Origin of the sequence: Actinoplanes utahensis (assembly GCF_016862455.1) — a bacterium.
GTDB lineage: Bacteria > Actinomycetota > Actinomycetes > Mycobacteriales > Micromonosporaceae > Actinoplanes > Actinoplanes utahensis.
This window is the reverse complement of the sequence record NZ_BOMZ01000095.1, coordinates 42,771-60,973: the sequence shown is the minus strand read 5'-3', so window position 1 is coordinate 60,973 and position 18,203 is coordinate 42,771. Positions and strand designations below refer to the sequence as shown.

21 protein-coding genes are annotated in these 18,203 nt (G+C 70.4%); 17 read left to right on the top strand and 4 right to left on the bottom strand.

Annotated elements, in window-relative coordinates:
• On the bottom strand, positions 1–960 hold a 960-nt coding region (locus tag Aut01nite_RS35135; protein WP_204037860.1), incomplete at its 3' end, for a class I SAM-dependent methyltransferase.
• Between the two features lie 102 nt (positions 961–1,062).
• Between Aut01nite_RS35135 and Aut01nite_RS35130 the strand changes: the two genes are divergently transcribed.
• On the top strand, positions 1,063–1,491 hold the full coding sequence (locus tag Aut01nite_RS35130) for a MarR family winged helix-turn-helix transcriptional regulator (protein WP_204037858.1): 429 nt from the start codon (positions 1,063–1,065) through the stop codon (positions 1,489–1,491).
• Here Aut01nite_RS35130 and Aut01nite_RS35125 read toward each other — a convergent pair.
• Positions 1,445–1,723 carry a sulfurtransferase TusA family protein gene (locus Aut01nite_RS35125; RefSeq protein WP_239124628.1) on the bottom strand — a complete coding sequence of 93 codons (279 nt, stop codon included), beginning with the start codon at positions 1,721–1,723 and terminating at the stop codon, positions 1,445–1,447. The two genes, Aut01nite_RS35130 and Aut01nite_RS35125, sit on opposite strands and share 47 nt — an antisense overlap.
• Entirely contained in the window at positions 1,720–2,400 is a 681-nt protein-coding gene (locus Aut01nite_RS35120; RefSeq protein ID WP_204037854.1) for an ArsR/SmtB family transcription factor, read from the bottom strand. The genes Aut01nite_RS35125 and Aut01nite_RS35120 overlap by 4 nt, the downstream gene beginning before the upstream one ends.
• A 62-nt stretch (positions 2,401–2,462) precedes the next feature.
• Between Aut01nite_RS35120 and Aut01nite_RS35115 the strand changes: the two genes are divergently transcribed.
• From Aut01nite_RS35115 to Aut01nite_RS35100, 4 genes are all read left to right on the top strand, one after another.
• The gene (locus Aut01nite_RS35115) at positions 2,463–3,791 is read left to right on the top strand and encodes an MBL fold metallo-hydrolase (protein ID WP_204037852.1); all 1,329 of its coding nucleotides are present in this window, start codon (positions 2,463–2,465) and stop codon (positions 3,789–3,791) included.
• Positions 3,788–5,047: an MFS transporter gene (locus tag Aut01nite_RS35110; protein WP_204037850.1), complete on the top strand. Its 1,260-nt coding sequence runs from the start codon at positions 3,788–3,790 to the stop codon at positions 5,045–5,047. Before Aut01nite_RS35115 ends, Aut01nite_RS35110 begins: the two co-directional genes overlap by 4 nt.
• Positions 5,044–6,300 (top strand): MFS transporter, encoded by a 1,257-nt coding sequence (locus Aut01nite_RS35105; RefSeq protein ID WP_204037848.1) that lies wholly within the window; start codon positions 5,044–5,046, stop codon positions 6,298–6,300. The genes Aut01nite_RS35110 and Aut01nite_RS35105 overlap by 4 nt, the downstream gene beginning before the upstream one ends.
• Positions 6,301–6,774: 474 nt before the next feature.
• Complete coding sequence (locus Aut01nite_RS35100; RefSeq protein ID WP_204037846.1) at positions 6,775–7,605, top strand: L,D-transpeptidase; 831 nt, start codon at positions 6,775–6,777, stop codon at positions 7,603–7,605.
• A 16-nt stretch (positions 7,606–7,621) separates the two neighbouring features.
• Here the strand turns inward: Aut01nite_RS35100 and Aut01nite_RS35095 are convergent, their stop codons facing one another.
• The gene (locus Aut01nite_RS35095; RefSeq protein WP_204037844.1) at positions 7,622–8,200 is read right to left on the bottom strand and encodes a TetR/AcrR family transcriptional regulator; all 579 of its coding nucleotides are present in this window, start codon (positions 8,198–8,200) and stop codon (positions 7,622–7,624) included.
• 91 nt (positions 8,201–8,291) lie between these two features.
• On the opposite strand from Aut01nite_RS35095, the gene Aut01nite_RS35090 reads away from it, so the two are divergent.
• The 12 genes from Aut01nite_RS35090 to Aut01nite_RS35035 all read left to right on the top strand — a co-directional run bounded on the left by Aut01nite_RS35090 (position 8,292) and on the right by Aut01nite_RS35035 (position 18,159).
• Complete coding sequence (locus Aut01nite_RS35090; RefSeq protein ID WP_204037842.1) at positions 8,292–8,474, top strand: hypothetical protein; 183 nt, start codon at positions 8,292–8,294, stop codon at positions 8,472–8,474.
• Between the two features lie 32 nt (positions 8,475–8,506).
• Complete coding sequence (locus Aut01nite_RS35085) at positions 8,507–8,998, top strand: DUF2269 domain-containing protein (RefSeq protein WP_204037841.1); 492 nt, start codon at positions 8,507–8,509, stop codon at positions 8,996–8,998.
• 310 nt (positions 8,999–9,308) lie between these two features.
• Positions 9,309–9,740, top strand: coding sequence for a DUF6153 family protein (locus tag Aut01nite_RS35080; RefSeq protein ID WP_204037839.1), 432 nt, complete (start codon positions 9,309–9,311; stop codon positions 9,738–9,740).
• A 90-nt stretch (positions 9,741–9,830) separates the two neighbouring features.
• Complete coding sequence (locus Aut01nite_RS35075) at positions 9,831–10,481, top strand: DUF305 domain-containing protein (protein WP_204037838.1); 651 nt, start codon at positions 9,831–9,833, stop codon at positions 10,479–10,481.
• A 149-nt stretch (positions 10,482–10,630) separates the two neighbouring features.
• Complete coding sequence (locus Aut01nite_RS35070; RefSeq protein ID WP_204037837.1) at positions 10,631–10,993, top strand: hypothetical protein; 363 nt, start codon at positions 10,631–10,633, stop codon at positions 10,991–10,993.
• A 182-nt stretch (positions 10,994–11,175) separates the two neighbouring features.
• Positions 11,176–12,291, top strand: coding sequence for a PLP-dependent cysteine synthase family protein (locus tag Aut01nite_RS35065; RefSeq protein ID WP_204037836.1), 1,116 nt, complete (start codon positions 11,176–11,178; stop codon positions 12,289–12,291).
• Complete coding sequence (locus tag Aut01nite_RS35060; protein ID WP_239124627.1) at positions 12,288–13,568, top strand: MDR family MFS transporter; 1,281 nt, start codon at positions 12,288–12,290, stop codon at positions 13,566–13,568. Before Aut01nite_RS35065 ends, Aut01nite_RS35060 begins: the two co-directional genes overlap by 4 nt.
• A gap of 105 nt (positions 13,569–13,673) precedes the next feature.
• Complete coding sequence (locus Aut01nite_RS35055; RefSeq protein WP_204037835.1) at positions 13,674–14,153, top strand: MarR family winged helix-turn-helix transcriptional regulator; 480 nt, start codon at positions 13,674–13,676, stop codon at positions 14,151–14,153.
• 97 nt (positions 14,154–14,250) lie between these two features.
• Positions 14,251–14,559 carry a hypothetical protein gene (locus Aut01nite_RS35050; RefSeq protein ID WP_204037834.1) on the top strand — a complete coding sequence of 103 codons (309 nt, stop codon included), beginning with the start codon at positions 14,251–14,253 and terminating at the stop codon, positions 14,557–14,559.
• Positions 14,560–14,697: 138 nt separating this feature from the next.
• Positions 14,698–14,904 (top strand): heavy-metal-associated domain-containing protein, encoded by a 207-nt coding sequence (locus tag Aut01nite_RS35045; protein ID WP_204037832.1) that lies wholly within the window; start codon positions 14,698–14,700, stop codon positions 14,902–14,904.
• Positions 14,905–14,906: 2 nt separating this feature from the next.
• Positions 14,907–15,893: a DUF8832 domain-containing protein gene (locus tag Aut01nite_RS35040; protein ID WP_204037830.1), complete on the top strand. Its 987-nt coding sequence runs from the start codon at positions 14,907–14,909 to the stop codon at positions 15,891–15,893.
• Positions 15,894–15,903: 10 nt separating this feature from the next.
• Entirely contained in the window at positions 15,904–18,159 is a 2,256-nt protein-coding gene (locus Aut01nite_RS35035; protein WP_204037828.1) for a heavy metal translocating P-type ATPase, read from the top strand.
• Positions 18,160–18,203 lie beyond the last annotated feature (44 nt).

The window sequence follows — 18,203 nt, the reverse complement described above, 5'->3', positions numbered from 1 at the left end:
CGCTCTCGTAGAGCGGCACCTCCACGCCGGTCGGTTGCAGGTCCTCCCTGTTCGACACCCAGCCAAGGTAGTCATCGCGGTATTGGCTGGTGCCAGTTGCTTCGACGGCCGGGCGGTGGGCACCACGCCGGTGATGTACTCCAGCGCCCGGTCCAGGTATCGGGTGACGCCGGTGGCGCGGAACATCGCCGTGTTGGCGTCGACGGCGTAGGACAGGTCGTAGTGCTTCCAACTGTCGGCGGTGCGGCTGGCCGGCAGCGCCTCGGTGCGCTCGAACGCCGACGTCTCCATGTAACGCTTCTCCCAGTGCGACACCGGCAGCACTGCTACCGGTGTCGCACTGGGCGAAGCCTGACCGGTGGGGCATGTCGGGGAAACCGCCGACGTGGCCGGGCGTTCGCGCCTTTGCAGAGCGAACAGCCCAGCGCCGGCGGCGGTGATGGCAGCGAGGGTGTCGCGGCTGGTCCGGCAGCCGCCGAGCAGTAGCGGCCACAGGGTCGCGTCGGCGATCTTCTGAGCGCGGCGCAGGGTGCCTGGCTGCTCGGCGAGGACGTGTTCGAGGAACAGCAGCCGGCCACCGGGGCGCAGCACCCGGTGAATCTCAGCGAGCGCAGCGCCCTGGTCGGGCACGGTGCAAAGCACGAGAGCGGTGACGGCGGCGTCGAACTCGCCGTCGCGGGCCGGCAAGGTGTTGGCGAGGCCGTCGACGACGCGGATCGGCACCGGGGCGGATCGGGCGGCGGTGTGCGCGGTGGCCCGGAGCCGTGGTTCGGGTTCCACGGCGAGGACTTCGGTGACCTGCGGCGGGTAGTGGACGAACATACGCCCGTTGCCGGCACCGATCTCGATCACCCGGCCGGACAGGTTCGCCACCAGGGTGCGGCGGTGCTCGGCGGCCCCGGCGCGGTCCATCTGCACGCTGATTTTCTCGTAGACACGGGCGAAGATCGGATGTCGCATCCGCTCGTCTCCGGCGGTCGAGGGTCGGTACCCTTCAGCTGGAGGCTATACATAGTGAATGGCATACACAATGTTCGGGGGGACTGCCCGGAGTTCCCTGCCGTGCTGGAGCGGGTGTTCGCGTTCGCCGCGTCGGTGCAGCAGTACATGGAGGCGGGGCTCGCCGGGCATGGGTTGAGCCGGGCGCGGGCCACGGTCGTGTGGCTGGTGTATCGGGGCGGCCCGCAGACGCAGCGGGCGCTCGCGCAGGCGATCGGGGTGACGGCGCGCAATGTCACCGCTCTGGTCGATGGGCTGGAGGAGTCCGGGTTCGTGCGTCGGGTCGCGCACCCGGAAGACCGGCGGGCGCTGCTGGTGCAGCTGACGGATCAGGGCAGGGCCGTGACCGCCGGGCTGGCCGCCGAGTACGAACGGCACTCGGCCTACTTGTTCGCCGGACTCCCGGACGAGCAGGTGCGGCAGTTCGTGGCCACCATGGACATGGTCATGGGTCGGCTGACGCAGGTCGCCACGGCGATTGAGGGCCGGTGAGCACCGCCGCGCCGGACACCTGCACCGCGTAGGTGGGGCGCTCGGCGGGCACGGGGCCGAGGTAGGTGTGGCCGGTCAGATGGCACCAGGCCGGCAGGTCCAATGGTGCGGCCGGGTCGTCGGCGATCAGGTGGATGACCGTGCCCGCGGGCACGGTCATGATCAGCCGGCGCAGATCGAGCAGGAGCCGGACGCAGCGGCGGTCGCCGCCGTCGAGGACGACCGGATTCACGCGGCGATCGGCAGCTGGTCGCGGTGCCATTCGAGCATCCCGTCGGCGAGCCGGACGGCGGGTCGGCCATGGTCGGCCAGTAGCCGGACCGCTTCATGGGAGAGCACGCAGTAGGCGCCGCGGCAGTAGGCGACCACCTCGACGTCGGCGGGCAGTTCGGTGATCCGCTCGGCGAGTTCACCCAAGGGGATGGAGATGGCGCCGGGGATGTGCCCGGCGGCGTACTCCTCCGCAGGGCGCACGTCCACCGCGATCACCTGCCCGGCGGCCAGGCGGCGGCGCAGTTCGTCGCGGTCGACGGCCTCGGTGTCGGCGGGGCCCAGGTAGGCGTCGCGAGCGGCAGCCGCTTCGGCGTTGCGGGCACCCGCGACATCGCGCAGCAGGGCGTAGAGGGCGGCGACGTCGGGGCCAGCCAGCCGGTAGTGGATCTTCGTCCCGTCGCGGCGGGTGGCGACCAGGCCGGCTTGTCGCAGCGTCTGCAGATGCGCTGAGCAGGTGGTCAGCCCGAGACCGGCTGCGGTGGCGAGGTGCTCGACACTGCGTTCGCCCTGTGCCAGCAGGTCCAGCAGCTCCAGCCGTTTGCCGCTGCCCAGGGCTTTGCCGACCCGGGCGAGGGCGTCGAACAGCGTGGCTTTATTGGTGGGGTCACCCATCTTGCGCATCCTCCAATGTTTCATGGAATAGTGTAGGAGATTGCGGGGCGGGTCGCCACACACGAGGAGAAGGTGTCATGGAGTTGGTGCCATTGATTGACGAAGGACTGGGCAACAGCGCCTACCTGCTCGACGTCGGTGACGGCCGTGCCTTGGCCGTGGACGCCCCGCGTGACCTGCGGGCGCTGCGCGCCGCGGCCGAGCGGCGTGGGCTGACGATCGCGTGGGCGGCTGACACTCATCTGCATGCCGACTTCCTGTCCGGTGCGGTGCAGCTGGCCACCACCGACGGCGCGCAGATCCTCGCCTCGGCCGCTGGCGCCCGCGCGTTCGACCACCGCGGACTTGGCGACGGCGACGAGATCGATCTTGGCGGGCTGACGTTGCGGGCACTGGCTACCCCCGGGCACACCGACGAGCACCTCTCGTTCCTGCTGCTCGACGGCACGGCGCCGGTAGGTGTGTTCACCGGCGGGTCGCTGATCGTCGGATCGGCCGCGCGCACCGACCTGCTCGGCGACGACCGGACTGTGGAACTCGCCCACGCCCAGTACGCCTCGCTGCGCCGGCTCACCGCACTGCCCGACCACACTCGGGTCTGGCCGACCCACGGGGCCGGCTCGTTCTGCTCGGCGCCGCCCGGTTTGGCACGGACCTCCACCATCGGCACCGAGAAGGCCGGCAACCCGCTGCTGAGCGTTCCCGACGCCGACACCTTCGCCAAACAGCTACTTGCCTCGCTCGGGTCCTACCCGGCCTACTTCCGGTGGCTGGCTGAGATCAACCGGCAAGGCCCGGCCGTCCTCGGCACGCCGCCGCGGCTGCCCGGCCTGACCGCCGGACAGATACAGCGGATGCTGACCGACGGTGCGATCGTCGTTGACGTCCGCCCGGTCGCCGATGTCGGCGCCGGCCACATCCCCGGCGCGGTCGCGATCCCGCTGCGCGCGCAGTTCGCGACCTGGCTCGGCTGGCTCGTCGACCGCGACACCCCTGTGGTGATTGTCCGCAACGCCGATCAAGACCCGGCCGACATCCTGTGGCCGGCCCTGAACATTGGTGTCGAGCACATCGCCGGGGAACTCGCCGGTGGCATGGCCGCCTGGAACGGCCCGGTCACCACCACCCGGCTGGTCCCTCCGGACCGCATCGACGGGCCGGTCCTCGACATCCGCCAGGACAACGAGTACACGGCCGGGCACCTGCCCGCCGCGACGCACATCGAACTCGGCAATTTGCCCACCGACCCCGCCGCCGCAGCAGGGACGTCGATCTTGATGTGCGGGCACGGCGAACGGGCTATGACCGCCGCTACTCTGCTCGAACGCGCCGGCCGTCAGGACCTCGGTGTGCTCGTCGGCGGTCCCGCCGACTGGGCCGCCGCCACCGGCAACCCGCTGCGGGAGGGCCAGTGACCGCCCCGGCCCCGAGCGGCCCGCGGCTCGGCCTGGCAGTCAACGCCGCTCAGTTCTCCTTGCTGGTCGTGGTCAACGCCTTGGTCGGTGGCGTCCTCGGTTCCGAACGCACCGTGCTCACCCCGCTCGCCGAACGCGAGTTCCACCTCGACGGCTACACCGCGGCGCTGACGTACATCCTGGCGTTCGGTATCACCAAGGCCGCCACCAACTTCTTTGCCGGCACCCTGTCCGACCGGTATGGCCGCAAACCCGTCCTGCTCGCCGGCTGGCTCGTTGCCATTCCGATTCCCGCCATGCTGATCTGGGCGCCGAGTTGGGGCTGGATCGTCGCCGCGAATGTGCTGCTCGGCATCAACCAGGGTCTGGCCTGGTCCACCACGGTCATCATGAAGATCGACCTCGCCGGACCGGAACGCCGCGGCGTGGCCATGGGACTCAACGAAGCCGCCGGCTACCTCGCCGTCGCCGCTACCGCGATGGCGACCGGAGCCCTCGCCACGCAGCACGGGCTGCGCCCGGCGCCGTTCCTGCTCACCGCCGCCTACGTTGTCCTCGGCCTCGGCCTGTCGCTGTTCTTCGTCCGGGAGACCCGTGGCCACGCCCGCCACGAAGCCACCACTCACGCCACCGGCGGCGGCGACCTGGCCACCCGGGAGGTGTTCGCGCTGACCAGCTGGCGCGAACCGGCGCTGTCCTCGGCCAGCCAGGCCGGTATGGTCAACAACCTCAACGACGGCCTGGCCTGGGGGCTCTTCCCGGTACTGTTCGCCGCCGCCGGACTGTCGCTGACACAGATCGGCGTCCTCGCCGCGCTCTACCCCGCCGTGTGGGGCCTCGGCCAGCTCGTCACCGGCCCCGCCTCCGACCGATACGGCCGCAAGCCGTTCATCGTCGCCGGCATGCTCGCCCAAGCCGCAGCCCTCGCAGGCTTCGCGGTCGCCGACACCTTCGCGGTATGGGCGCTGGCCGCAGTGCTGCTCGGTGCGGGCACCGCGGCCGTCTACCCGACCCTGCTGGCGTCGATCTCGGACGTCGCCCACCCCGGCTGGCGTGCCCGCGCCGTCGGTGTCTACCGGCTCTGGCGCGACGGCGGCTTCGCCGCCGGAGCCCTGCTCGCCGGCATCATCGCCGACCTCGCCGGCATCCGCGCCGCCGTCTGGACCGTCGCCGCCCTCACCGCAGCATCCGGGCTACTCACTGCGGCCCGCATGTACGAAACCCACCCCCGCAGCAAGGAACCCACCCCAACATGACCTCCACCAGCACCATCACCACCGCCGAAGCACACCGGGCCCTCCAACGGCGAACCCTGCGGGTGGTCATGGCCTCCCAAGTCTTCAGCGGCACCGGCCTGGCCGCCGGCATCACCGTCGGCGCCCTGCTCGCCGAAGCCATGCTCAACACCACCAGCCTCTCCGGGCTGCCCTCCGCCCTGTTCACCGCAGGCTCCGCCGGCACCGCCCTGATCGTCGGCCGCCTGTCCCAGCGCCTCGGCCGCCGGACCGGACTGGCCGCCGGGTACACCGCCGGCGCGCTCGGCGGCGCCGGCGTCGTTCTCGCCGCGACCCTCGACAACGTCCTGCTGCTCCTCGCCTCCCTACTCGTCTACGGCGCCGGAACAGCCACCAACCTGCAAGCCCGCTATGCCGGCACCGACCTCGCCGCCCCGGACCGGCGCGGCCGTGCCGTCAGCACCGTCCTGGTCGCCACCACCATCGGCGCCGTCGCCGGCCCCAACCTCGTCGCTCCCACCGGCACCCTGGCCGAACACTGGGGCATCCCCGCCCTGGCCGGACCCTTCGCTCTCGCCGCCATCGCCTACAGCATCGCCGGCATCATCCTGTTCCTGCTCCTGCGGCCCGACCCCCTCTTGGCCTCCCGCACCGCACCCGCACTGCCCGGCACTACCACCAGCGCCGGTCGGCAACCCGATCGACGGTTCCGCGGCTCTGTCGCTGCAGGGGCGCTCACCATGATCCTCACCCAGCTCGTCATGGTCGCCGTCATGACCATGACCCCGGTCCACATGCACGCCCACGGCCACGACCTCGCAGCGACCGGCCTGGTCATCGCCGTACACATCGGCGCCATGTACCTGCCCTCGCCGATCACCGGCATCCTCGTCGACCGCATCGGCCGCATCCCCGTCGCCGTCGCGTCCGGCGTCACCCTGCTGGCCGCCGGCATCGTGGCTGCAACCGCACCGGACGACTCCGTCGCCCTGCTCACCGTCGCCCTCGCCCTGCTCGGCCTCGGCTGGAACCTCGGCCTCGTCTCCGGCACCGCCATGATCACCGACAACGCGCCCACCGCCACCAGAGTCAGGATTCAAGGAACCGTCGATGTGAGCATCGCGCTCGCCGGCGCGGGGGGCGGCATCGCCAGCGGGATGGTCATGGCAGCCACCAGCTATGCCACCCTCTCCATCATCGGCGGCCTACTAGCTCTTGCGGTCATCCCCTTCGTGGCATTCAGCGCACGATCAAACGCCGGAGTACCTACCTGACGGGCGCGCAGGCGTGGTAGCGAGGCCGTCACGTTCAAGCCCACGCCGACCCAGACGAAGCAATTTGCCCGCAGGCAGGCAGGTGCTGGCGGTGCCTCCGAACCCATACTCGGTCGGGCCAGCGGTACGACTACCGAACTCAAAAACAGCGCCTGGTTACGACGCAACGGCTGAGTAGGAGAAGGATGCTGCGACGCCAGCGACGCCAGCGACGGCGGCGCGCGGCTCACCTCACAGGGTTGAATTCCTGCAGACTGCCGTTGGCGCATCATGTTGATGCGCCAACGGCTCCGAGGATCGGAATACGGCAACGGAACTTGTTGCGGCATTCGCGCGCCTTCGGCGGTAATACTGCACCTCGAGTGCTACCTGTCATGGCGAAGCAATCTGCGGTGATGTCCGATCCCATCAATGTCGGGTAGGTGAGGAATCGGAGGATCGCGGGTGTCGAGATCTGGCGCAGCTGCCTATCTCATGGGCGCCGCCGCAATGGTGGGGCTTTCCGTCGCGCTCGGTGCCACCGACGTCGCGAGTCTCGCCAACTCGGCGTCATCGTCCGCTGCGCCGGCGGGCGCTGTCGCCGCCGCAGCGGGTAAACCATTCGTCATGGTGATCCGTCATGAACCTGCTTCGGCGCCAGTGGCCGGGAAGCAGCAGGCCGCGACGAATTCGGAGCCGGCTTCGGAGGCGACTGCGGCGGTGCCGTGCGCCACGGGCCCAGGGCAGCGTGCCATCGAAGAATCTCTTGCCGAGCTGCGCAGCTTCGGCGCGGTAACCGTCAACGGCCGCCAATCACCGGGTGACTGCTTGGCGATCAGGGCGTTCCAGCACCGGTTCGGAATCGAACCCGCCCAGGGGCAGGCCGACGCGACGACGGCGGACGTCGCCAGCCGTATCGCCGCCAGCTCGTCCCCGCAGCGTCTTCAGCGGTGCGACCCGGGACCGGGTGTCACCGCCTGTGTCGACCTGACGTTGCAGACCGCGTGGGTGATGCGTGACGGCGCCGTCGTGGCCGGCCCGACCGTGGTCCGCACCGGTTTCCGCGGCCATGCCACTCCGGCCGGTGTCTACCGGATCAACAAGCGGGCCGACAGGGAGTGGTCCGACCCGTACGAGGTGTGGCTGCCCTTCTGGCAGCGTTTCGTCGGCGGCATCGGATTCCACGAGACCACCACCTATCTGCACGACGCGACACGCGGCTCGCACGGCTGCGTCAACCTGCTGCACCGCGATGCCGTGCAGATGTGGGACCAGCTGAGCGTTGGTGCCACCGTGCACACCTTCGGGCGGCGTCCGGGCACTTGATCTCGGGTCCTCCGGCCTATCGCGGTCGGAGGCCGGAGAGGGTGACCTCAACGAGCCGGTCCCGTGCGGCCGGCGAATCCGAGCCAGCCGCGGCGCCCAGCGCGTGCAGGCAATAGGTGGCGAGCTCGGTGGCAGGCACGTCGCTGCGGGCGCCGCCTGCCTCGACGGCCGCGGCAATGACCTGGGTGACGAGGTCGTGCAGCCGCTGCCGGGCCGGTGTCATGTGCGCGGCGTGGTGCAATGCACGGGCGAGGGCCGCACCGTCGCCGGGGGAGTGCGGCGCCGCGCCGCTGGACAGATGGGCGTAGGTGGTCAGCATCGTCCGCAACCGTTCACCGGGATCGTCGGCCGGAGCGACCGCGGCGAGCTCGTCGAGATGTGTGGTGATCTGACGTTCGTGCCAGGCGGCCAGGATGCTCTCCACGTCCGGGAAGTATTTATAGAGCGTGGCGCGGCCGATGCCAGTTCTCTGGGCGATCTGCGACATGGTCACGGTGAGGCCGTGTTCGGCGACCAGCGCGGCGGTGGTGTCCAGGATCGCGGTGTGCACGGTGCGCCGGTGTTCCTCGACGGTCGTAGTCCACAACTTCGGCACTCCGACATCGTACGCACCGCAACGGGAGCGTCAGTGTGTCTCGGAGCGATACACTCTGTCTTGTAAACGCCCTGGAGGCCGGGAGGCTGTGATGGACCGCGAAGAGACCGAGATGCAGGGCGAAGGCGTGCCGCGGTGGGTGAAGGTTTTCGCGGCCATCGGGCTGGCGGTGATGGTGCTGATCGTCGTCGCGTTGCTGAGCGGGCACGGCCCCGGCTGGCACCTGTCGTACGGTGCTGCGGCGCCGGCAGTCGCTTGGGGTGGCCACGGGTGACGGTCCGAACCGGATTACGCAAGGCGGCTCTGATGGTGCATATCGCCGTCTCGGTGGGGTGGCTCGGTGCCGTGGCCGCGTCGTTGGCGCTCGCCGGGTTCGCAGTGGCCGCGGAGGACCCGCGGTCGGTGTCCGCGGCGTACGTCGTGCTGGAGCCCCTCGGTTGGCTGCTGTTGGTTCCGCTGAGCATTGCCAGTCTGTTCACCGGTGTAGCGCAGTCACTGATCACGGTGTGGGGCCTCGTGCGGCACTACTGGGTGCTGATCAAACTGCTGCTCAACGTGCTCGCCGTCGCGGTGCTGCTGCTGTACATGCAGACTTTGGGAGCCCTCGCCGACACGGCTCTGGCCATGACGGCAGGTGGCTCGCAGATCGTGCCCGGCTTCTCACCGGTGATCCATACGGTTGGAGCGATGGCGCTGCTGTTCGTGGCCTTGGCGTTGTCGGTGTACAAGCCGCGCGGGCTCACCCCAGCGGGGTACCGGAACCGCCGTGCCGTTCCGGGTAGTCGCGTCGCGCGCTGACAACAAGGGGAGCAGAGGTGCCGAGATTCGGCGGTGTGGTTGCAACGGGTGGTGGATCACGTTGGCGGCCAGTACGAGCCGATCACCGTGGCTGGTGATCTCGGCGAGGGTGTGACCAGGGTGGGTCCTGGCGCGAACAAGAGATGGACTTCGTCGTCGATGCGGTATCCGGGTGGGCAGCGGTGCAGTCGGCCGAGAATGTGGCGCCACCCCGTTCTGCGCGTCGACAACCTGACGGACCAGATCGGTGCCCGCTACCACGAGGCGGGTCACCGGGCTCGTCACTGCGAGTGCGCGCTACCGTGGGTGCGTGAACCAGTCGCCGGCGATTGCGGTGGGCCGTACGGCCCGGACCGTTGTGCTGCTGGCGACCGCTCTCGGGCTCGCGCTGATGCATACCCTCGGTCACACCGGTGTCCGCGCCGACGTACATCAGGCCATGGCTGGCATGGCGTCGCAGGTTTCCGGTACCGGGGCGATGCAGGTGATGGTGAGTGCTGCGGACCCGTGCCAGGGCGGGCACTGTGACGGCCACGGCGGTCACGGTTCCGGGCTGTGGAGCGCCTGCCTGGCGATCCTGGCCGGCCTCGCCGTGGCCGTGCTGCTGCTGGTCCTCGCGGCGGCCATCGCACGCCGCCAGCCGATGCCCTCCCCGGGCGCACTGCGGGTCCGCTCACCGCGGGCGCCACCGGATCGCCCGACCGGACTGACTCTCGCTTCGACAGCGGTACTGCGCATATAGCGGCACCACCTCGACCGTCGCCCACAGCGGGCTGCGGCGAGGCGTTCGCTCACGCGTACCCGAAAGTCTGTCGAAAGGTTTTGACCAGCAATGATGCGTTCTTCCATGCTGCCCACCAGTGTGCTGCGCCGCGGCCTGCTCGCCGGCGCGGCCGTCACCGCCACGCTGATCCTGTCCGGCTGCGGGAGCAGCGACCACTCCTCGTCCGGCTCCGGCATGAACCACGGCAGCACGACGCCGCCGTCCGCGGCGGCCTCGGCGGCCGGAACGTTCAACGACGCCGACGTCACCTTCGCCCAGTCGATGATCCCGCACCACCAGCAGGCGGTGGAGATGGCTGACATGGCCGACGGCCGGGCGACCGACAGCCGGGTCAAGGAACTCGCCGCCAAGATTCAGGCGGCGCAGCAGCCCGAGATTGACACCATGACGGGCTGGCTCACCGCGTGGGGCCAGTCGGCGCCGATGCCGCACATGAGCGAGGGCGCCGGCATGGACCACGGCTCCATGCCGGGCATGATGTCCGACGCCGACATGACCAAGCTCAAGGACGCCATGGGCGCAGCGTTCGACAAGCAGTTCCTGACCATGATGATCAGCCACCACGAAGGCGCTATCGACATGGCTCAGGAGGAAGTCGCCAAGGGTAAGAACACCGAGGCCACCGACCTGGCCGCGAAGATCGTCACCGATCAGCAGGCCGAGATCGCCACGATGAAGACCATCCTCGCCGGGCTCTGACCTTCGTCGTCATCGCGGCCGGGCGCTGTGGCGCCCGGCCGCACCCTTCCACACCGCGCGGACACTCGAAAGAGCGGAATCCGCACCGTAATAACCGGACCTTTGGTACATTTGCCGTTCGGTTTGGCCGGGTGCGGTGTGGAAGGGTCATGTACCGACTGATCTTGCGCGTGATGAGCGTGACGCTGATGCTGATCTGCATCAGCGCTCTCGACCATGCCGTGCACCCGCCGCACCACGCGCATGCCGCCACCGATACGGCCTGCACATTGCCACCGACGGACGGCGCCTCTTCGCACAGCGCGGTTGATCAGGTTCATCCGGCGCACCCGTGCGTACCGGTGGCCGTTCAGCAGCCGGTCACCATGGACGATCCTGCACTGAGCGAGGCCGTGACCACGCAGGTTTCTTCTGGCCCGGCCGCTGCTGCGGTGTCTGCTGCTGATGCCGCGCACCCGCCCGGTAGATGTGTCGGGGACGTGCTGTCCGCGACGTGCGTACTGCGTAACTGACAGGTCCCCGCGCCGACGTCATCACCCTGCCCGGACTGGCTGGTAGCCCACTGAGGCCACCGCGACCGATCGAGCGGCAGGGACGGCGGCGCGTGCCCGTGACCTTCTGTTCGCGCCGTACCCGACGCTGTGATCCGACCGGCGTCCGGGCGGCGAACCACGTCCCGAAAGCGGCTACGCACATGATCGACGTGACTTTTCCCCGGCTCACCCGGCGGCCGGCGCCCAGCCAGCTCATCTCCAGCTCGACATGCCACCACCTCGACCAGCTCGTCGGCAACACCCCGGTCCTGTGGACATCGGACCTCACCGGAACACCGGACCGCGGGTTCTGGGCCAAACTCGAAGGCCACAACCCGGGTGGCATCAAGGACCGGCCCGGCCTGCACCTGATCCAGCAGGCCCGCGACCGCGGCGACCTCGCCGACGGAGCGCCGATCGTGGAGTCCACCTCCGGCACCCTCGGCCTCGGCTTGGCCCTGGCCGGCATGATCTACCACCATCCGGTCACCCTGGTCACCGACCCCGGCATGGAACCGTCTATGCGCAACCTTCTGGCCGCGTACGGGGCCCGCGTCGAGGTCGTCGACACCCCGCACCCGGCCGGCGGCTGGCAGCAGGCCCGCCGCGACCGCGTCACCGAACTGCTCGGTCACCAGCCGGGCGGGTTCTGCCCCGACCAGTACAACAACCGCGACAACGTCGATGCGTACCAGAACCTCGCCCTTGAACTCGCGGCGCAACTCGGCCGCGTCGACGTGCTCGTGTGCAGTGTCGGCACCGGCGGGCACAGCGCCGGCACCGCCCGCGTCCTGCGCGAGTTCTTCCCCGATCTGCGGCTGGTCGGTGTCGACGCCTGCGGCTCCACCATCTTCGGCCAGCCCGCCCGGACCCGGCTCATGCGCGGGCTGGGCAGCAGCATCCATCCCCGCAACGTCGACTACCCGGCCTTCGACGAGGTCCACTGGGTCGCCGCCACCGAAGCGGTGTGGGCCTGCCGCCGGCTCGCCGCGGCCCACTACGTCAGCGGCGGCTGGAGCGTCGGCGCGGTCGCCATGGTCGCCTCCTGGCTGGCCCGCACCGAGCCGGCCGACACCCGGATCGCCGCGGTCTTTCCGGACGGGCCGCACCGGTACGCCGAAACCGTCTACAGCGACGACTACTGCCACCGCCACGGACTGCTCGGCGGACCGCCCGCACCCCACCCGGACCGCCTCAGCCACCCGGGTGAGGGCGAGGCGACCCGGTGGACCCGCTGCACCCACGTCATCGACCCGACTCTGAGGGGCACGCCGTGACCGGCACCGTCGCCCAGATCCGCTCCTTCAACCGGCCGGTGCAGCTGCTACTGGTCAACCAGCTGACCATCAACATCGGCTTCTACATGCTGATGCCGTACCTGGCCGGGCACCTGTCCACCGATCTCGCGATGGCCGCCTGGGCGGTCGGGCTCATCCTCGGCGTGCGCAACCTCAGTCAGCAGGGCCTGTTCCTGGTCGGCGGAACCCTCGCCGACCGGCTCGGCTACAAACCCCTCATCCTCGCCGGGCTGGCACTGCGGGTGGCAGGGTTCGCTCTGCTCGGTTTCGCCGAGAACCTGCCCGGCCTGATCGTGGCGTCGCTGCTGACCGGCCTGGCCGGAGCGCTGTTCAACCCGGCGGTCCGCGCCTACCTGGCCGCCGAGGCCGGTGACCGCAAGACCGAGGCGTTCGCCGTGTTCAACGTCTTCTACCAGGCCGGGATCCTGGCCGGCCCGCTGATCGGCCTCGCCCTGCTGACCATCTCGTTCCGCTGGGTCTGCGTCATCGCCGCCGTCCTGTTTCTGCTGCTGCTGATCGCCCAGGCCCGCGCCCTGCCGGCCCGCCGCTCACCCAGCGGCGCGGACCCCGGCGCGCGGGCCGACTGGCGGCAGGTACTGCGCCACCGCCCGTTCCTGCTGTTCTCCACCGCGATGATCGGCTCCTACGTCCTGAACTTCCAGGTCTACCTCGCCCTGCCCATCGAGGTACGCCGGCTCACCGGCTCCGAGGCGGGGGTGGCGATCGTGTTCGCCGTCTCCGGGCTGCTCACCGTGGCCGGTCAGGTCCGCGTCACCGCCTGGGCCAAGAACCGGTGGACGCCGCCGCAGGCGATCGTCCGTGGGCTGGCGCTGATGGCTGTCGCCTTCGTGCCGGTGGCCGTCGCCGCCGGCATCGGCCCGGTGGGCGGGGCCGAGCCATGGCGGCTGGGGGTCGCGCTGGTCCCGGTGCTGTTCAGCACGGTGCTGCTGACACTGGCGACGATGATCGTCTACCCGTTCGAGATGGCCACCATCGTCGAATTCGCTGGACCTCGCCTGGTCGGCACCTACTACGGCCTGTACAACACCCTCGCCGGTATCGGCATCGCCGCCGGGAACCTGCTCACCGGTGCCGCCCTCGACGTCGGCGAACGACACGGCTGGCCGGCTCTGCCCTGGCTGTGCCTGATCCTCACCGGCTCCGGGTGCGCGACGGCCCTCGCCGTGCTGACCCGAGCGGGACGCCTCGATGCACCGCCGACGGTGATCACGGCAACGTCAGTACCTCGCAGCTGAAGCCATAGGACGCGGCCACGACAAATCAGCATCGCGTCGTGGCCGCGCACCGGCACCCCGACGAGATAGTTGTTCCGTCGAACTAATTGGTTGTAGGGTCGAACCATGTCGGATGAGGAGCTCGACCAGGCGCTGCTGTTGCAGGGCCGGATCACCGCGTTCGTGCGTGCGTTCGGTCTGCATCAGCCTGATCGCACGCCGTGCGGAACACCGGTGCCGGCCTCGGAAGCCCACGCGGTGGGGGAGTTGCACCGGGACGGGCCGATGACGCAGAACGCCCTGGGCGCCCGGCTGCGGCTGGAGAAGAGCACTGTCAGCCGTCTGGTCAACCAGCTGATCAGCCGGGGCTGGGTGCGACGGGCCAAACGTGACGGTGACGGCCGGCTGGTGTGGCTGGAGCTGACGCCGGACGGTGTTCGTGCGGCCGGTGAGCTGGCTGTCGCCCGGGCGACCAGGTTCACGCAGCTTCTGCAGAACATTCCGGCCGAGCAGCGGCCCGTGGTCATCGACGCGCTGACAACTCTGGTCGATGCCGCTGCCGGGCATCCGCTGCCGGTGGATGCGGGCCGGGTCGCTCATGGCTGACCCGGCGAAGCCCGGGCCGGTGGTTTCCGCACCGGGCGCTCGGGTGAGCCGGCGCCCCGGCGGCCGCTGGAGTCTGGGGGCAGTGTTCGGTGCGGCGATGGGCCTGGCTCCGCACCTGCTTCACCACATCGGCCTGCTCGCCGGGACGGCTCTGCTGACCGGGCTCGGCGGCACCGTGCTGTTCGGCGCGCTGGGGCTGGCGGCCATGGCGCCCATGCTGCTGCGGCTGCGCCGCCGGTTCGGCAGCTGGTGGGCGCCGGGCATCGCGGTGGCCGTGTTCGCTGCCATGTTCGCCGTGTCGACGCTGCTGATCGGTCCCGCTCTGCGGGGCGCGGTGAACGGCACCCCCGGCCCGGCGGTTCCTTCGGCTCCGGCCCCGCAACAACACACCCGCCACCACGGCTGACGCCCGGCACCGCACGGTGTCATGGCGGCGGGCAGGACTCGTTCTACGGCCCGCGTTGATACCCCTAGGGGGTATTGGTATAGTCGTTGCTGTCGGCGGCAGCAGGCCGTCGCCGTTCGATTCCTGGAGGAGATCGTCATGGCCCAGCAGACCTACACCGTGACCGGCATGACCTGCTCGCACTGCGTCAACTCCGTCGACGCCGAGCTCCGGCAGATCCCCGGCGTGACCGACGTGCAGGTCGACCTCGCCTCCGGCGGCGTCACCGTCACCAGCGAACAGCCCCTCGACGAGACCGCGGTCGCCGCGGCTATCGACGAGGCCGGATACGAACTCGCGAGGTAGTCATGAACACCCCCACCAAGCTGGGAGCCTTCGGCCTGGGGCTGGCGGTCGTCTTCACCGCCGCCCTCGGCCTCGGCCGGGCCTTCGGCCCCACTCCGGCGCCCGCGGCGACCACCGCCCACAACGACCACAAGCCGGCCACGGGCCAGAACACCACCGCGACGGCGGCGCTGCCGGCGGGCCTGCAGGTCACCCAGGACGGCTACCGCCTGCAGCCGATCAGCACCGAACTCGCCGTCGGCGAACCCCGACCGTTCCAGTTCCGCATCGACGGCCCCGACGGCGCACCGGTCACCGGCTACACCGTCAGCCACGACAAGGACCTGCACCTGATCGTGGTCCGCCGCGACCTGTCCGGTTTCCAGCACGTCCACCCCGAACGGGCCGCCGACGGCACCTGGTCGATCCCCCTCTCCGTCGCCGCAGCCGGGCAGTACCGGGTCTTCGCCGACTTCCAGCCGGCCGGCCACTCGGACGGACTCACGCTCGGCGCTGACCTGCCCGCCCGCGGCGACTACCAGCCGACGCCGCTGCCGGCACCCGGGCGGACCGCAACGGTCGACGGCTACACCGTCACCCTCACCGGTGACCTCAAGGCGGGCGGCTCCTCCCGGCTCACCCTGTCGGTCAGCAAGGACGGCGCGCCGGTCACCGACCTGCAGCCCTACCTCGGCGCGTACGGCCACCTCGTCGCCCTACGCGACGCCGACCTGGCCTACCTCCATGTACACCCCGACGGCGAACCCGGCGACGGCAAGACCGCCGCGGGACCTGACATCGTCTTCCACGCCGACGTCCCGTCCGAGGGCGCCTACCGGCTCTACCTGGACTTCCAGCACGGCGGCAAGGTCCGCACTGCCGAGTTCACCGCGAGCGCAGGCACCCCGCCCGCGCCGACCACCTCGACCAGCAGTCCCACCCCGGTCCCGTCGGCGACGCCGTCGCCGAGTGCCTCCGGGCACGGCGACGACGGCCACACCCACGGTTAGGAGAAGCATCATGGCGATCACGCGGCCGCTGCCCGTGGCCCCGAACCCGATCGAGCTGCAGATCGGCGGCATGACCTGCAGCTCCTGCGCCTCGCGGATCGAGAAGAAACTCAACCGCATCGACGGCGTCACCGCGACGGTCAACTACGCCACCGAGAAGGCCACCGTCACCGTCGACGGCGAGGTGACCGTCGACGAACTGATCGCCACGGTCGAGAAGACCGGCTACACCGCAGCCGTCCCGCAACCCCCGGCCGCCGACTACCCGGGCGCCGCCGCCGAGCCGGCCGACGAATTCCGGGCCCTGCGGACGCGGCTGTTCATTGCGATCGCGCTCAGCGTCCCGGTCATCGCCCTGGCGATGGTGCCCGCCTGGCAGTTCACCTACTGGCAGTGGGCGTCGCTGACACTGGCCGCACCGGTCGTCGTCTACGGCGGGTGGCCGTTCCACAAGGCGGCGTGGACGAACGTGCGACACGGCGCCGCGACCATGGACACCCTCGTCTCGCTGGGCACGATCGCCGCGTTCGGCTGGTCGCTGTGGGCGCTGTTCCTGGGCACCGCCGGAACACCCGGCATGACGCACCCGTTCGAGCTGACCATCAGCCGTACCGACGGCACCGGCGCCATCTACCTCGAGGCCGCCGCCGGCGTCACCACGTTCATCCTGGCCGGCCGCTACTTCGAGGCCCGCTCCAAGCGCAGGGCCGGGGCCGCCCTGCGGGCCCTGCTCGAACTCGGTGCCCGCGACGTCACCGTGCTGCGCGACGGCACCGAACATCGGATTCCGGTCGCCGAACTGGCGGTGGGGGACCGGTTCGTGGTCCGGCCCGGTGAGAAGATCGCCACCGACGGGATCATCGAGGACGGATCCTCCGCCGTCGACGCGAGCATGCTGACCGGCGAGTCCGTGCCGGTCGAGGTCACCGAGGGCGACAGTGTGGTCGGGGCGACCGTCAACGCCGGCGGCCGGCTGATCGTGCGGGCCACCCGGGTCGGCGCCGACACCCAGCTGGCGCAGATGGCGAAGCTGGTCGAGCAGGCTCAGACCGGCAAAGCGCCGGTGCAGCGGCTCGCCGACCGGATCTCCGGCATCTTCGTGCCGATCGTCATCGCCCTCGCCGTGGGCACCCTCGGCTGGTGGGTCGGCACCGGATCCGGGTGGACGGCCGCGTTCACCGCCGCCGTCGCCGTACTGATCATCGCCTGCCCGTGCGCGCTCGGCCTGGCCACCCCGACCGCCCTGCTGGTCGGCACCGGCCGCGGCGCCCAGCTCGGCATCCTGATCAAAGGCCCGGAGGTCCTCGAATCCACCCGCAGCGTTGACACGGTCCTGCTCGACAAGACCGGCACCGTCACCACCGGCCAGATGACCCTGGTCGACGTGACCCCGGCCGATGGTCAGGACCGCCGCGAACTGCTGCGCCTGACCGGTGCGGTGGAAGCCGCCTCGGAACACCCGATCGCGCAGGCCATCGCCCGGGCCACCGCCGACACCGCCCCGCTCTGGCCGGTCACCGGCTTCCGTAACCTCGAAGGACTGGGCGTCACCGGTACGGTCGACGGCCGCGATCTGCTGATCGGGCGGCTGACGCTGATGCGCGAACGCGGACTTGACGTGCCCGCCGGCATTGAACAGGCCGTCACGGCGGCGCAGCAGGCGGGCCGTACCGCCGTGGTCGCCGGCTGGGGCGGCCGGGTCCGCGGGGTGTACGCGGTCGCCGACGTGGTCAAGCCGACCAGTCGTGACGCGGTCGCGCAACTGCGGGGCCTCGGACTGACACCGGTTCTGCTCACCGGCGACAACGAGACGGTCGCCCGGACGGTCGCCGCCGAGGTCGGCATCGACGAGGTGATCGCCGAAGTGCTGCCCGCCGACAAGGTCGACGTCGTCAAACGGCTGCAGAGCGAGGGCAATGTCGTCGCGATGGTCGGCGACGGCGTCAACGACGCCGCGGCCCTGGCCCAGGCAGATCTCGGCCTGGCGATGGGCACCGGTACCGACGTGGCGATCGAAGCCTCTGACCTGACCCTGGTTCGCGGTGACCTGCGGGTCGCCGCCGACGCGATCCGGCTGTCGCGGCGCACGCTGCGGATCATCAAGAGCAACCTGTTCTGGGCGTTCGCCTACAACGTGGCGGCGCTGCCATTGGCTGCGGCCGGACTGCTCAACCCGATGATCGCCGGAGCGGCGATGGCGTTCAGTTCGGTGTTCGTGGTCGCCAACAGCCTGCGGCTGCGCCGGTTCACCACCGCAACACGATAGGCAGGAACACCGCGACGCGGTGCCGGTCCGGCAAACCCGGGCGG

What these genes read in the sequence shown, in the direction of transcription:
- Aut01nite_RS35120 (WP_204037854.1), bottom strand. Translation starts at nt 2,400, where the DNA reads ATGAAACATTGGAGGATGCGCAAGATGGGTGACCCCACCAATAAAGCC.
- Aut01nite_RS35105 (WP_204037848.1), top strand. Translation starts at nt 5,044, where the DNA reads ATGACCTCCACCAGCACCATCACCACCGCCGAAGCACACCGGGCCCTC.
- Aut01nite_RS35100 (WP_204037846.1), top strand. Translation starts at nt 6,775, where the DNA reads ATGGGCGCCGCCGCAATGGTGGGGCTTTCCGTCGCGCTCGGTGCCACC.
- Aut01nite_RS35090 (WP_204037842.1), top strand. Translation starts at nt 8,292, where the DNA reads ATGGACCGCGAAGAGACCGAGATGCAGGGCGAAGGCGTGCCGCGGTGG.
- Aut01nite_RS35085 (WP_204037841.1), top strand. Translation starts at nt 8,507, where the DNA reads ATGGTGCATATCGCCGTCTCGGTGGGGTGGCTCGGTGCCGTGGCCGCG.
- Aut01nite_RS35075 (WP_204037838.1), top strand. Translation starts at nt 9,831, where the DNA reads ATGATGCGTTCTTCCATGCTGCCCACCAGTGTGCTGCGCCGCGGCCTG.
- Aut01nite_RS35070 (WP_204037837.1), top strand. Translation starts at nt 10,631, where the DNA reads ATGTACCGACTGATCTTGCGCGTGATGAGCGTGACGCTGATGCTGATC.
- Aut01nite_RS35065 (WP_204037836.1), top strand. Translation starts at nt 11,176, where the DNA reads ATGATCGACGTGACTTTTCCCCGGCTCACCCGGCGGCCGGCGCCCAGC.
- Aut01nite_RS35055 (WP_204037835.1), top strand. Translation starts at nt 13,674, where the DNA reads ATGTCGGATGAGGAGCTCGACCAGGCGCTGCTGTTGCAGGGCCGGATC.
- Aut01nite_RS35050 (WP_204037834.1), top strand. Translation starts at nt 14,251, where the DNA reads ATGGGCCTGGCTCCGCACCTGCTTCACCACATCGGCCTGCTCGCCGGG.
- Aut01nite_RS35045 (WP_204037832.1), top strand. Translation starts at nt 14,698, where the DNA reads ATGGCCCAGCAGACCTACACCGTGACCGGCATGACCTGCTCGCACTGC.
- Aut01nite_RS35040 (WP_204037830.1), top strand. Translation starts at nt 14,907, where the DNA reads ATGAACACCCCCACCAAGCTGGGAGCCTTCGGCCTGGGGCTGGCGGTC.
- Aut01nite_RS35035 (WP_204037828.1), top strand. Translation starts at nt 15,904, where the DNA reads ATGGCGATCACGCGGCCGCTGCCCGTGGCCCCGAACCCGATCGAGCTG.